Genomic DNA, 12,990 nt, shown 5'->3' on the forward strand with positions numbered 1-12,990 from the left:
CGCAACCGCCCCTTATCTCCCCATATGTTCAGGAGCGATCCATGCGCACCCCGAGCCGACGACGGCCATCGCGAGCAACGCTCGCCATGGCCGCCGCAGGGACGCTGCTCGCCCCGCTGCTCTCCGGCTGTTGGGTCGGGGCGGGCGGGTCCGGTTCCGGCGGCGACTCCATCAACGTCCTGATGGTCAACAACCCGCAGATGGTGGAGCTGCAGAAACTCACCAAGGCGCACTTCACCAAGGAGACCGGCATCAAGGTGAACTTCACCGTGCTGCCGGAGAACGACGTCCGCGACAAGATCAGCCAGGACTTCGCCAACCAGGCGGGCCAGTACGACGTGGCGACGCTCAGCAACTACGAGATCCCTATCTACGCCAAGAACAGCTGGCTGCACGAGATGAACTCGTATGTCGCCAAGGACCCCGGCTACGACGAGCAGGACGTCCTGAAGCCGATGCGGCAGTCGCTGACCGCCGACGACGGAAAGCTCTACGGCCAGCCCTTCTACGGCGAGTCGTCCTTCCTGATGTACCGCAAGGACATCTTCGCCGAGAAGGGCCTGACCATGCCGGCCCACCCCACCTGGGACCAGGTGGCCAAGCTCGCCGCCGAGGTCGACGGGGCGAAGTCCGGGATGCGCGGCATCTGTCTGCGCGGCCTGCCCGGCTGGGGCGAACTGATGGCACCGCTCACCACCGTCGTGAACACCTTCGGCGGCACCTGGTTCGACAAGAACTGGAAGGCCGAACTCGACTCCCCCGCCTTCGAGAAGGCGACGAAGTTCTACGTCGACCTGGTGCGGGGACACGGTGAGTCGGGCGCCGCCCAGTCCGGCTTCGCCGAGTGCCTCAACAACATGACCCAGGGCAAGGTCGCCATGTGGTACGACGCCACCTCCGCCGCCGGATCCCTGGAGGCCAAGGGCTCCCCCGTCAAGGGCAAGCTCGGCTACGCCCCCGCCCCCGTCGAGAAGACCGGCTCCTCCGGCTGGCTCTACACCTGGGCCTGGGGCATCCAGAAGGCCTCCCGCAACCCCGACAAGGCCTGGAAGTTCGTGTCCTGGGCCTCCAGCAAGCAGTACGAGCAGCTGGTCGGCGACACCAGCGGCTGGTCCAACGTCCCCGCCGGCAAGCGCGCGTCGACGTACACCAATGCCGACTACCGCAAGGAGGCCGGCGCCTTCCAGGAGATGACGAGGGAGGCCATCGAGGGCGCCAAGCCCAATGACCCGGGGGTGCAGCCGCGCCCCGCGCCCGGCATCCAGTTCGTCGGCATCCCCGAGTTCACCGATCTCGGCACCAAGGTCTCCCAGGAGATCAGCGCGGCCATCGCCGGACGGCAGTCCGTCGACGCGGCGCTGAGGAAGTCCCAGCAGCTCGCCGAGAAGATCTCGAAGGAGTACGAGGGACGATGACCGCCACGACAACGGCTCCCCTGGCCGCAACTCCCGTACGCACCACCCGCCGGCCCTCCGCCCGGCTGAAGGCCTGGTCCACCCGGGCCCCGCTGCTGCCCGCCCTGGTCTTCATGATCGTGGTCACGCAGCTGCCGTTCGTGGCCACCCTGGTGATCTCGTTCTTCGACTGGAACGCCCTGTATCCCAAGGCGCGCCGCTTCACCGGCTTCGACAACTACCAGCAGGTCCTGACCGACGCCGATCTGCGCCAATCGGTGTGGACGACGATCCTGCTGACGGTGACGGTGGTCCTGGTCAGCCTGGTCCTGGGCCTGGTGCTCGCCCTGCTCCTCGACCGGAGGTTCCGGGGCCGGGGAGTGGTCCGCACCCTGCTGATCGCCCCCTTCCTGGTGGTCCCGGTGGCCGCGGCCCTGCTGTGGAAGCACGTCCTCTACAACCCCGAGTACGGCCTGCTCAACGGCCTGTTGCACTACGTCGGCGGTCCGCAGCCGGACTGGATCTCGGGCACCCCGCTGCTGGCGGTCGAGGCCTCCCTGATCTGGCAGTGGACGCCATTCATGATGCTGATCCTGCTGGCAGGACTGCAGAGCCGCGACAGCCAGCAGCTCGAGGCCGCACGCGTGGACGGCGCGAACGACTGGCAGATCTTCCGCCACCTCACGCTCCCGCACCTGCGCAGATATCTGGAGCTGGGCGCCCTGCTCGGCTCGATCTACATCGTCCAGAACTTCGACGCGGTCTTCACCATCACCTCCGGCGGCCTGGGCACCGCCAACCTCCCCTACACCGTCTACCAGAGCTTCTACCAGGCCCACGAGAACGGCCTCGCCTCGGCCGCGGGCGTCCTGGTGGTCATCGGCTCGATCATCATCGCGACCTTCGCCCTGCGCGTCGTGTCGTCCCTGTTCCGCGAGGAGGTGTCCCGCGCATGAGCACGGTCGCCGTACGAACGAGCCCCCGCCGCAAGGGAGTCGGCCTGGGCCTGGTGGCCTGGCTGCTCGGCGTCGTCTTCTTCCTGCCCATCGCCTGGATGGCGCTGACGTCCTTCCACTCGGAGTCGGACGCGGCGACCAACCCGCCGTCCTTCGGCGCCGCCCTCACCCTCGACGGCTACCGCGAGTTCTTCGGCACGGGCGGCGGTGCGAGCCCCTGGCCGGCGCTGGTCAACTCCGCGGTGGCGTCGGTGGGTTCGACGGTCCTGGTCCTGCTGCTGGCCCTCCCCGCCGCGTACGCCCTCTCCATCCGCCCGGTGAAGAAGTGGACGGACGTCCTGTTCTTCTTCCTGTCCACGAAGATGCTGCCGGTCGTGGCGGGCCTGCTCCCGATCTATCTGTTCGCCAAGAACACCGAGATGCTGGACAACATCTGGCTGCTGGTCGTCCTCTACACCTCCATGAACCTGCCGATCGCGGTGTGGATGATGCAGTCCTTCCTCGCCGAGGTGCCGGTGGCGGTGATCGAGGCGGCGCAGATCGACGGCGCCCGGCTGCCGACGATCCTCGCGCGTGTGGTGGCCCCGATCGCCCTGCCCGGCATCGCCGCAACGGCCCTGATCTGCTTCATCTTCAGCTGGAACGAACTTCTCTTCGCCCGGGTCCTGACCGGCGTGGTGGCCGAGACGGCCCCCGTCTTCCTGACCGGCTTCATCACCAGCCAGGGACTGTTCCTGGCGAAGGTGTGCGCCGCGTCGCTCGTCATCTCCCTGCCGGTGCTCGCCGCGGGGTTCGCCGCCCAGGACAAGCTGGTCCAGGGCCTGTCACTGGGAGCCGTCAAATGAAGGCCGCCGTCATCGAGTCCGTGGGCCGCGCCGTCGTCACCGAGGTCCCCGACCCGACACCCGGCCCGCGCGAGGTCGTCGTCGAGGTCGCCGCCTGCGGCCTGTGCGGCACGGACCTGCACATCCTCCAGGGCGAATTCGCACCCAAGCTGCCGATCGTGCCCGGACACGAGTTCGCGGGCCGGGTCGTCGGGGTGGGCACCCAGGTCACGGAGGTCGCGGTCGGCGACCGGGTGGCGGTCGACCCGTCCCTGTACTGCTACGAGTGCCGCTACTGCCGTACGGGCCACAACAACCTCTGCGAACGCTGGGCCGCGATCGGCGTCACGACGGCCGGCGGCGCGGCGCAGTTCGCGGTGGCACCCGTGGCGAACTGCGTGAAACTGCCCGAGCACGTACGCACCGAGGACGCGGCCCTGGTGGAGCCTCTTTCCTGTGCCGTACGCGGCTACGACGTACTGCAGTCACGCCTGGGCGCGCACGTCCTGATCTACGGCTCCGGGACGATGGGCCTGATGATGCTGGAGCTCGCCAAGCGCACGGGGGCGGCGAGCGTGGACGTCGTCGACCTCAACCCGGCGCGGCTGGAGACGGCGGTACGGCTCGGGGTGTCGGCGTCGGCTTCGAACGCGGACGAGTTGGACCGGCCGCAGGGGTGGGACGTCGTGGTCGACGCCACCGGGAACGCGGCCGCCATACAGGACGGGCTGGGGCGGGTGGCGAAGGCGGGGACGTTTCTGCAGTTCGGGGTCGCGGACTATGCGACGCGGGTGACGATCGATCCGTACCGGATCTACAACCACGAGATCACGATCACCGGTTCGATGGCGGTGCTGCACAGCTTTGAGCGGGCTGCGGAGTTGTTCGCGAACGGGGTGCTGGATCCGGAGGTCTTCATCAGCGACCGGATCCCGCTGGAGCGGTATCCGGAGGCGCTGGGGCAGTTCGCGGCGGGGGTGGGCCGCAAGATCGTGGTGGTCCCGTAGGTTTTCGCCCCCGCCGCCCCTACCCGTCCCGGGGGCCAGCCCCCGGACCCCCGCTCCTCAAACGCCGGAGGGGCTGATTTTTCACCGACCGGGGCTTGATCGTTTCAGCCCGTCCGGCGTTTGAGGACGAGGCCGTTCAGGCCGAAATCGGGGGTCTGGGGGCGGAGCCCCCAGGGGCGGGAATGGGAAGGGGCGGCGGGGGCGAGACAAAAGGCGGCCGGTTGGGGGGTGGGTAAGGGAACGGTAAAGCGGTCTCGCTCGTTCACCCGGCATGACAGCTATGACCCCTGGCTCGAACATCCCTCTCTCCACCGCCCGCGTGACGGTGGACGTCGCCGCCCCGGTGCGGCTCGACGTTTCGGGCCTGCTGCTCACCGGCGACGGCAAGGTGCGCTCCGACGACGACTTCATCTTCTACAACCAGCCCGTCGGCCCGGGCGTGACCTACCGCTCGGGCGGAGGCACGGCACCCGACGCGATCACCGTCGACACCGCCGCCGTCCCCCCGGGCATCGAGAAGATCGTGGTCACCGCCAGCCCGGACGCCCAGGGCCAGACCTTCCAGGGCATCGAACCGACGGCCACGATCCGCAACGCGGACGACAACACCGTCCTGGCCACGTTCACACCCCCGCAGCTCGGCACCGAGACAGCACTGGTGGTCGTCGAGATCTATCTGCGGGGCGGCCAGTGGAAGGCCCGCGCGGTCGGCCAGGGCTACGCCAACGGCCTGGCCGGCATCGCCACCGACTTCGGCGTCACGGTCGAGGAGCCCGCCGCCCCGTCCCAGCCGGTCACCCCGCCCACGCCCACGATGCAGCCCCCGGTGACCCCGCCGGCCCCGCCGCTGTCCACCACCCCGCCGCCTCCCCCGGCCACGCCCGCCCCACCGGCGGGCCCGCCCGCCCCCGGTACCGGAAAGATCAACCTCGACAAGGGCCGGGTGAACCTCCAGAAGAACCAGACGGTGTCCCTCGTCAAGGGCGGCCGCCCGCTGCTCTCCCAGGTCAAGATGGGCCTGGGCTGGGAGCCTGCCTACGGCGGCAAGGACATCGACCTGGACGCGTCGGTCATCGCGTACGGCCCGCAGCGCAACCACATCGACAGCTGCTACTTCGGCAAGCTGTCCATCCTGAACGGCGCGATCAAGCACTCCGGTGACAACCTCACGGGCGAGGGCGGAGGCGACGACGAGGTCATCGTGGTCGACCTCGGCCGCATCCCGCAGGAGGCCACCGGCCTGGTCTTCACGGTCAACTCCTTCTCCGGCCAGAAGTTCACCGAAGTCGCCAAGGCCTACTGCCGCCTCCTGGACGCGACCACCGACGAGGAACTCGTCCGCTTCGACCTCACCAACGCCGAACCGCAGACGGGCGTGATGATGGCAAAACTGATCCGCCAGTTCTCCGGAGAATGGGAAATGACAGCAATGGGCGACTTCGTAAAGGCCCGCACGGTCCGCAACATGGTGAAGCCGGCCGCACAGGCTCTCTAGCCGCTCCGGCCGTCGTAACTGCGGGCAGTCGTGCCGCGGGGGCGGCACGGGTGGGCGCAGCGGCACCCCGCACCGCCGGGTTGCGCGCCCACCCCCGCCCCGGCCGCACACGGGTCACCAGGTTTCGCTACGCCCGCGGCCCTTCCGTAAGAGCCGCATGGGATACAGCCCCGCTCAGAACAGGGCGCTGTAAGCATTGAGCGCGGGCTGTCCGCCGAGGTGGGCGTAGAGCACGGTCGAGTCCCGGGCGATCTCCCCGCGCTCGACCAGGTCCACCATCCCGGCCATCGACTTCCCCTCGTACACCGGGTCGGTGACCATCCCCTCGGTGCGGGCCGCGAGGCGCATTGCGGCCAGGGTGGTCTCGTCGGGGATGCCGTAGATCCCGGCGTGGTACCGCTCGTCCAGCTCGATGTCCGCCTCGGTCAACTTCCGCTTGACCCCGATGAGTTGGGCGGTGTTGCCGGCGATCCGGGCGATCTGCTCCCGGGTGGCGGCAGGCTTGGCCGAGGCGTCGATGCCGAGCACGCGACGCGGACGTCCGCCCGCCTCCTCCAGGGCGGCGAACCCGGCGACCATGCCCGCCTGCGTCGAGCCGGTGACGGAGCACACGACCACCGTGTCGAAGAAGATCCCCAACTCTCGCTCCTGCTCTGCGACTTCGTACGCCCATCCGGCGAAGCCGAGGCCGCCGAGCGGGTGGTCGGAGGCCCCGGCCGGAATGGCGTACGGCTTGCCGCCCGACTCCTCGACCTCCCTGAGCGCCTGCTCCCAGCTCTCCTTGAACCCGATGCCGAATCCAGCCCGCACCAGCCGTACGTCCGCCCCCGCGAGCCGGCTGATCAGAATGTTGCCGACCTTGTCGTACACGGAGTCCGGCCACTCCACCCAGCTCTCCTGGATCAGCACGCACTTGAGCCCGGCGCGGGCCGCGCAGGCGGCGACCTGGCGGGTGTGGTTGGACTGGACTCCGCCGATCGACACGAGCGTGTCGCAGCCCTGGGAGAGCGCGTCGGCGACCAGGTACTCCAGCTTGCGGGTCTTGTTGCCGCCGTAGGCGACACCGGAGTTGCAGTCCTCGCGCTTGGCCCACAGGCAGGCGCCGCCGAGGTGGGCGGTCAGGCGCTCCAGCGGGTGCACCGGCGAAGGGCCGAAGAGGAGCGGGTAACGCTCGTACGAGGAAAGGGACATGGGTCCTCCCGGGGTCGGGATCAGTCGCCGTCGGCGAGGTCGTCGGCGAGGGTGCGCCAGATCTCCGCGGTGGCGCGGACCGCCTCGTCCACGCTGCCGTGCGCGCAGGCGTCGATCAGCTGCTCGTGCAGGCCGGCCGAACGGCAGGTGCTCTCGCCGAAGCGGCGGCGCTCCAGCCGGCGGATGAGGGGGGTGTAGCGGGCGATGGTGGCGGCGGCCGCCTGGTTCCCGGCGACGCGGACCAGCACGTCGTGGAGTTCGTCGTCGGCGCGCAGGGCACCGTCGACGTCGCCCGAGCCGACGGCGGCGGCGAACCGCTCGTTGGCCGCGCGCATCGCCTGGACGTCGGCGGCGAACAGCCGGGACACGGCGACCCGGGTGGCCAGTTCGTGCATGGAGCCGACCACCGCGGCGGCGTCCCGCACCTCGGCGGTGACGAGCGGGGTCACCCGCGTGTAGCTCTGCGGTTTGCTCTCCAGCAGCCCCTCGTCGACCAGCCGGGAGAATGCCTGCCGTACCGGCGCCCGGGACAGCCCGAGCCGCTCGGCGAGCTCGGCGTCCCGCACCACGGCACCGGGTTCGAGTTCCCCGGCCACGATGGCGTCGCGGATGGATGCGTAGGCGCGGTCCCTGAGGAGGGTGCGCTCGACAGGTCGTATGGCCTCCACAAACTGAAATGTTAGATGTCAATCCTCGGCACGGGCAAGGGTGTGGCCCGCACCCCCGTGAGGTGCGGGCCACGATCGTGCGGCTCAGGCCGCCCAGGGCCAGTCGGCGCTCTGTGCGGCTTCGAGCAACGGGACCATGCGGAAGGCCGCGTCCGACAGGCCCCCGAAGGTGTGCCGGTTCGCCTTGCCCGACGGGCCGTGTCCCGCGCGGTACCCGGCGAGGTTCCAGGTGTAGACCGGCACATGCGCCGGGACCTGCTCGGTCGGGTCGCCGTGGCGGCTGTAGGTGTACTGCTCGTCGGTGACGATCAGCACCCGGTCCTGCCCCCGGTAGTGCGCGCGGACCGCCGAGGTGGTGTCGGTGCCGCCCAGGTCGCCGAAGCGGCCGAGGATCTTCAGCACCGACTCGCCCTCGTCGAACGCCAGCCGTCGGCTGGTGGTGCCGAACTCGACGAGGTCGGCGTCCTGCGCCCGCAGCGCGAGCGCCGTGCCGAAGATCGCCGCCGCGTCGGCCCGGTTGAGCTCCGAGCGGTCCGACAGCGGCGCCCACATCGAGCCGGAACGGTCGACGAGCACCAGCGTCCGGCCCGGCAGCGCGGGCACATTGGCCAGCGAGTGGCCGAGCGCCTGCTCCAGCGGGTACGACCAGCGCAGCGAGGGCGCGTGCTGGTACGCGGCGAGGTACCGGAAGGGGAACTGCCGCGAGCGCGCGACCTCCGCCGGGTCGCTGATGCGCGCGGCCACCTGGGCGGCCACCTTGTCGGAGACGCCGGCCTGGTCGAAGTTCCGCAGGTTCCTCACGAGCGCCATGACCCCCATGGACGGGATCACGGCCTCCCAGGCCGCCTTGTCCATCGGACCCTGCAGCCACCCGGCCAGCGCCTCCCATGTCATCCCGGCCGCGGCGAGCCGCTCCGCTCCGCTGCGCGAGGTCACGACCGCGCGCCGCTTGGCCACCGGCAGCGCCATCAGCTCGCGGTGCGCGCTCAGCACGCGGTTCGAGGCGGGCGGCACCGCGCTGTCCGGATTGTGCCGGCGGTCGAGGGCGTACTGGAACAGCTCGCCCTGCCACGGCTTGTCCGGATCGGGCGCGGCGTGTACCAGGTTGAGGATGTCGCCGAAGCGGTAGCCCTTGGACGCGGTGTCGTACTTCAGCAGCGACTTGCCGCTGTACAGGCGGCGCACGGCGTCGGCGATGCCGCGCTTGACGGGCTTGGGGACGCTGCGGCCGTACGTCGCGGTCCAGTACGCGAGCAGTTCGCCGGGCTCGTCCGGGCGCTGCAGTACGGAGGCGATGACCTGGCGGTTCGAGGGGCCGTCGGTGGCGCCCGCGTCGAGGCGTGCCTTCACGTACTCGGCGGCGCCGACGAGCGAGGCCGTACGGATGTTGCCCTCGCCGCGCAGCCAGCCGAGCAGACCGGCGGTCCAGGTCGGGTCCTCCACGGCGAGGCGCCGGACGAGGCGCGCGAACCGGTCGTCACGGTCGGTGCCGGTCTCGTAGAACGTCTGCTGCGACACGAAGTTGGCGACCGCGAGCAGAAAAAGCTCGGAGCGCTCGTCCCGCTCACGTCCGCGGCCGCCCTCGTACGTACGGAGCACTCGCCCCGTGGAGGTGACGCGCGAAGTGGGCTGTGCCCGGGCCGCCTTGGTGTTGAATCGTGCCATGGTGAATTCCCCCGAATTCGTTGTTCGTTTCGGAGGGAGGCGCGGCAGAAGGAGGGTGTCCGAGGTCGAAGTCGGTTGCGGTGCTTATAAACTGGCGCGTCTTCCGTTCCGCCACACCGACCCCGGGGTCGGTGACGGGATTAGAACCCGCATGAGGGCTTTTCCCCCACCAGTCCCCTGAAGTATCCGCCGCCTGCGCACCGGGCACCCACCTTGAGCTGCGCCTCCCCGAGATCAAATGCTTCACACCGGGAGGTGCAATGAAGTTGTGGTGTCCAGAGATCGAGGTCGGCGGAACCGACGTAGGTGCTCTAACCCCTGAGCTACACCGGCGCGTTGTACCGGTGGCGGGACTCGAACCCGCGGCCGCCCCATTATGAGTGGAAGTAGGTCCTGCCTTCGCACCTGGACGTTCATCACTGTAAGAGGCGTGCCGCGGGATGAGCGAGCGAATTAATCAGCCGCGCTTCTGGCGCTTCCAGGGGCCGGTGATCGCCAGCATGATCCCCGGCTCCTGAATGTTGGCGAACAGGGTGCGGCCGTCGGGTGAGAAGGTGACGCCGGTGAACTCGCTGTATTCGGGCTTCTCTTCGGTTCCGATGTTGAGTTCGTTGCGGGCGATCGGGTATGTGCGGCCACTGTCGGTCGCGCCGAACAGGTGCTGCAGGCCCTCGCCGTCCTCGGCGATGACGAGGCCGCCGTACGGGGAGACGGTGATGTTGTCCGGGCCGTCGAAGTGGCCCTCGGCGGACGGGTCGGGGTTGACGCCGAGCAGGACCTTCAGGGTGAGGGTGCGGCGCCCCGGGTCGTAGAACCAGACGGCGCCGTCGTGCTGCACGGGGCTCTCGTCACGGGCGTATGAGGAGACGATGTAGGCGCCGCCGTCGCCCCACCACATGCCTTCGAGCTTGCGGGCGCGGGTGATCTGGCCGGTGGTGAACTGCTTGCGGACGGGGGTCGTCCGCGCGTCGCGGTCGGGGACGTCCACCCAGTCGACCCCGTACACGGTGCCGATCTTCGTGGCGCGGGAGAGGTCGTCGACGAACTTGCCGCCGGAGTCGAAGCACTTGAAGGCCTCAAGGACACCGGCGTCGTCGGCGAGGGTGCGGAGCTTGCCGCGGCCGTGGCGGAAGCCCTCCGGCGGGGTCCAGCGGTAGAGGAGGCCGTTGGGGGTCGACGCGTCCTCGGTGAGGTAGAGGTGACCGCGCCTGGGGTCGACCACGACCGCCTCGTGGGCGTAGCGGCCCAGCGCCTTGATGGGCTTGGGGTCGCGGTTGGCGCGGCGGTCGCAGGGGTCGACCTCGAAGACGTAGCCGTGGTCCTTGGTCATGCCGTTCTGGCCGGCCTTGTCCTCGGTCTCCTCGCAGGTGAGCCAGGTGCCCCAAGGGGTGTTTCCGCCCGCGCAGTTGGTGGAGGTGCCGGCGATGCCGACCCACTCGGCGACGTGGTCGCGGCGGACCTCGACGACCGTGCAGCCGCCGGATGCGGCGGGGTCGTAGACGAGGCCCTCGGTGAGCGGGACGGGGTGCGGCCAGTTGGCGCGCGGGCCCTTCAGCTCGTGGTTGTTGACGAGGAGGGTGGCGCCGCGGGGGCCCGCGAAGGTGGAGGTGCCGTCATGGTTGGACGGGGTGAACTCGCCCGACTCCAGCTTGGTCCTGCCGCTGTAGGTGATGATCCGGTACGTGAAGCCGGCGGGGAGGGCGAGGATGCCGTCCGGGTCGGGGACCAGCGGTCCGTAGCCGACGCCGCCGTGTGCCTCGGCCGATTCCTCGCCCGCTTCCCCGGTGTCCGTGGAGGCAAGGGCGCCCGGGGCGGTGGCGAGGGCGCCGACGCTGCCTGCCAGTGCGACACCGGCACCGGTGATCGCGGATTTTCTGGCGAAGTCCCTGCGGGTGAGCGACATGGTGTCTCCTGTGACGGTGGGTGTGCCGTGGAGGGTGGCGGACCTCGGGTCCGCGCAACCGTTTCGCCCGTGCCTGAACAGGAGTTGAACGCCGGACGACACCTACGGGCTCTCTTCCATGAATCCGTACACGCAAGACCATGGAACTCAAAAAAACCTTGCGCCCGGGTAATCGGTCAGCCGAATCTCCGCAAGGAGCACGGCTCCTCCGCGTGGGCGCGACCGGCCACGGCGGGCCCGCAGACGATCGACGGCCACTCGCGGCACATCCGGTGGAGCGCTGAGCTCAACCCCCGTGCTGCGAGCGCGCCTTGAACGCCGCCTTCCGTGCTTCCTTCGCGATCCGCTTGTCGGGGTGCAGGCGCCCCATGGCCTCCAGTACGTCCGCCGTGGCGGGGTGCTCGACCCGCCAGGCCGCTGCGAAGAAGCCGCCGTGCTGGGCGGCCAAGCCCTGTACCAGCGCGCGGAGTTCCTCGGAGTTGCCCTCGGCGGCCAGCTGGGCGGCGATGGTGTCGATGGTGAGCCAGAAGATCATCGCCTCGGACGGGGCCGGCACGTCCGGGGCGCCGTGCTCGGTCAGCCAGACCCGGGCGAGGCCGCCCAGCTCCGGGTCGTCGAGGACCTCGCGCAGTGCGGGTTCGGCCTCGGCGCCGACGAGGGACAGCGCCTGCTGGCAGCGCAGGCGGCGCAGGGGGGCTCCGGCGTCCGCGCCGCGCGCCGCGGCCAGCAACTCCCGTGCGGCGGCGAGGGGTTCGCGACGGGCCAGCCACTGTTCGGTCTCGGCCTGCGCCGCCGCCTGGGGGAAGGTCGCCGTCCCGTCGAGCAGCGCGTCGGCGCCCTTGTCGACGAGGTCGCCGACCGCGGGCGCCGTGAGCCCGGCCTCCAGCAGCCGGGCCCGCAGCCCGTACAGGCCGAGCGGGGTCAGCCGCACCATGCCGTAGCGGGAGACGTCGGTGTCGTCGGCCCGGGTGGCGGTTTCCGCGGCAGCGTCCTCGGTCTCCGCCATCAGCGCCTCGTCGACCGGCTGGTACTCGACGAGTCCCACCGGCTCCAGCAGCCGGAACTGGTCGTCGAGCCGCATCATGGCGTCGGAGACCTGTTCCAGGACGTCGTTGGTGGGTTCCCCCATGTCGCTGGGCACGATCATCGACGCGGCGAGGGCGGGCAGCGGAACGGGCCCGTCGCCGGGGCCGTCCTCGCTGACGGTGAGCAGGTACAGGTTGCCGAGGACGCCGTCGAGGAACTCGGCCTCCGCCTCCGGGTCCCACTCCAGCCGGGAGAAGTCGATCTCGCCGCTCTCGTCGAGGGCGCCTTCCAGGTCGTCCAGGTCGGGGACGCCGGCGTCGGCGAGCACCGTCTCCAGGGCCTCCTGCCACACGCCCAGCACGTCGTGCGGCGAGCCCTGGGTGAGCAGTGCCAGGTCCTGCCCGGCGGCGACGGTGCCCTCCTCCCCCTCTTCGGAGTCCGCGATCTCGACGAGCCCCGTGTCCACGGCGACCCGCCAGGCCTCGCTCGTCAAGGCCGCGGCGTCGTCCCCGCTCAGCCCGAGCAGTTCGGCGGCGGCCGGCAGCTGTTCCTCCACGAGCCCGCCCCCGGCGTCGATCCGGGTGTCCGGCCCGGCCCAGCGGGCGAGCCGGGCGGCCCGGGAGAGCAGCGGTGTGGCCAACGCGTCCCGCGCCAGCTCCGCTTCGGGGTGCAGCCGCACCGGCGGCAGGGGGGAGCTGTCTGACATCGGCTGGTTCTCCTCGGGCGTGTCGTACCACTCAACCGCTCAGCCTAGACGGATTTCCACCCATGCCGCCCGGTTCATCTCCCGGACCCCGTCCGTACATGGCCGAAACCTTGACAACTGGCGTGCGTACGCAGGAGATTGACGCGCGTAGAAAC

10 protein-coding genes are annotated in these 12,990 nt (G+C 70.2%); 5 read left to right on the top strand and 5 right to left on the bottom strand.

Features of this window, described 5'->3' with window-relative positions:
- The first annotated feature begins 41 nt into the window (after positions 1-41).
- From ABD355_RS29505 to ABD355_RS29525, 5 genes are all read left to right on the top strand, one after another.
- A complete protein-coding gene (locus tag ABD355_RS29505) occupies positions 42-1,415 on the top strand; it encodes an ABC transporter substrate-binding protein (protein WP_344403839.1) in 1,374 nt (457 codons plus the stop codon).
- Positions 1,412-2,350: a carbohydrate ABC transporter permease gene (locus ABD355_RS29510; RefSeq protein ID WP_344403841.1), complete on the top strand. Its 939-nt coding sequence runs from the start codon at positions 1,412-1,414 to the stop codon at positions 2,348-2,350. The genes ABD355_RS29505 and ABD355_RS29510 overlap by 4 nt, the downstream gene beginning before the upstream one ends.
- Positions 2,347-3,195 carry a carbohydrate ABC transporter permease gene (locus tag ABD355_RS29515; RefSeq protein ID WP_344403842.1) on the top strand — a complete coding sequence of 283 codons (849 nt, stop codon included), beginning with the start codon at positions 2,347-2,349 and terminating at the stop codon, positions 3,193-3,195. Before ABD355_RS29510 ends, ABD355_RS29515 begins: the two co-directional genes overlap by 4 nt.
- Complete coding sequence (locus ABD355_RS29520; protein ID WP_344403843.1) at positions 3,192-4,181, top strand: zinc-dependent alcohol dehydrogenase family protein; 990 nt, start codon at positions 3,192-3,194, stop codon at positions 4,179-4,181. The genes ABD355_RS29515 and ABD355_RS29520 overlap by 4 nt, the downstream gene beginning before the upstream one ends.
- Positions 4,182-4,461: 280 nt before the next feature.
- A complete protein-coding gene (locus tag ABD355_RS29525) occupies positions 4,462-5,676 on the top strand; it encodes a TerD family protein (protein WP_344403844.1) in 1,215 nt (404 codons plus the stop codon).
- A 174-nt stretch (positions 5,677-5,850) separates the two neighbouring features.
- On the opposite strand, the gene ABD355_RS29530 is transcribed toward ABD355_RS29525, so the two are convergent.
- The 5 genes from ABD355_RS29530 to ABD355_RS29550 form a co-directional block, all read right to left on the bottom strand.
- On the bottom strand, positions 5,851-6,867 hold the full coding sequence (locus ABD355_RS29530) for a 1-aminocyclopropane-1-carboxylate deaminase (protein WP_344403845.1): 1,017 nt from the start codon (positions 6,865-6,867) through the stop codon (positions 5,851-5,853).
- 20 nt (positions 6,868-6,887) lie between these two features.
- Positions 6,888-7,535, bottom strand: a complete 648-nt coding sequence (locus ABD355_RS29535) for a GntR family transcriptional regulator (RefSeq protein ID WP_344403846.1) — start codon at positions 7,533-7,535, stop codon at positions 6,888-6,890.
- Between the two features lie 84 nt (positions 7,536-7,619).
- Positions 7,620-9,200 carry a TROVE domain-containing protein gene (locus tag ABD355_RS29540; protein WP_344403847.1) on the bottom strand — a complete coding sequence of 527 codons (1,581 nt, stop codon included), beginning with the start codon at positions 9,198-9,200 and terminating at the stop codon, positions 7,620-7,622.
- Positions 9,201-9,657: 457 nt separating this feature from the next.
- The gene (locus tag ABD355_RS29545; protein ID WP_344403848.1) at positions 9,658-11,103 is read right to left on the bottom strand and encodes an alkaline phosphatase PhoX; all 1,446 of its coding nucleotides are present in this window, start codon (positions 11,101-11,103) and stop codon (positions 9,658-9,660) included.
- A gap of 286 nt (positions 11,104-11,389) precedes the next feature.
- Positions 11,390-12,835, bottom strand: coding sequence for a hypothetical protein (locus ABD355_RS29550; RefSeq protein WP_344403849.1), 1,446 nt, complete (start codon positions 12,833-12,835; stop codon positions 11,390-11,392).
- Between the last annotated feature and the right edge of the window lie 155 nt (positions 12,836-12,990).

Origin of the sequence: Streptomyces longisporus, assembly GCF_039532765.1 — a bacterium.
GTDB lineage: Bacteria > Actinomycetota > Actinomycetes > Streptomycetales > Streptomycetaceae > Streptomyces > Streptomyces longisporus.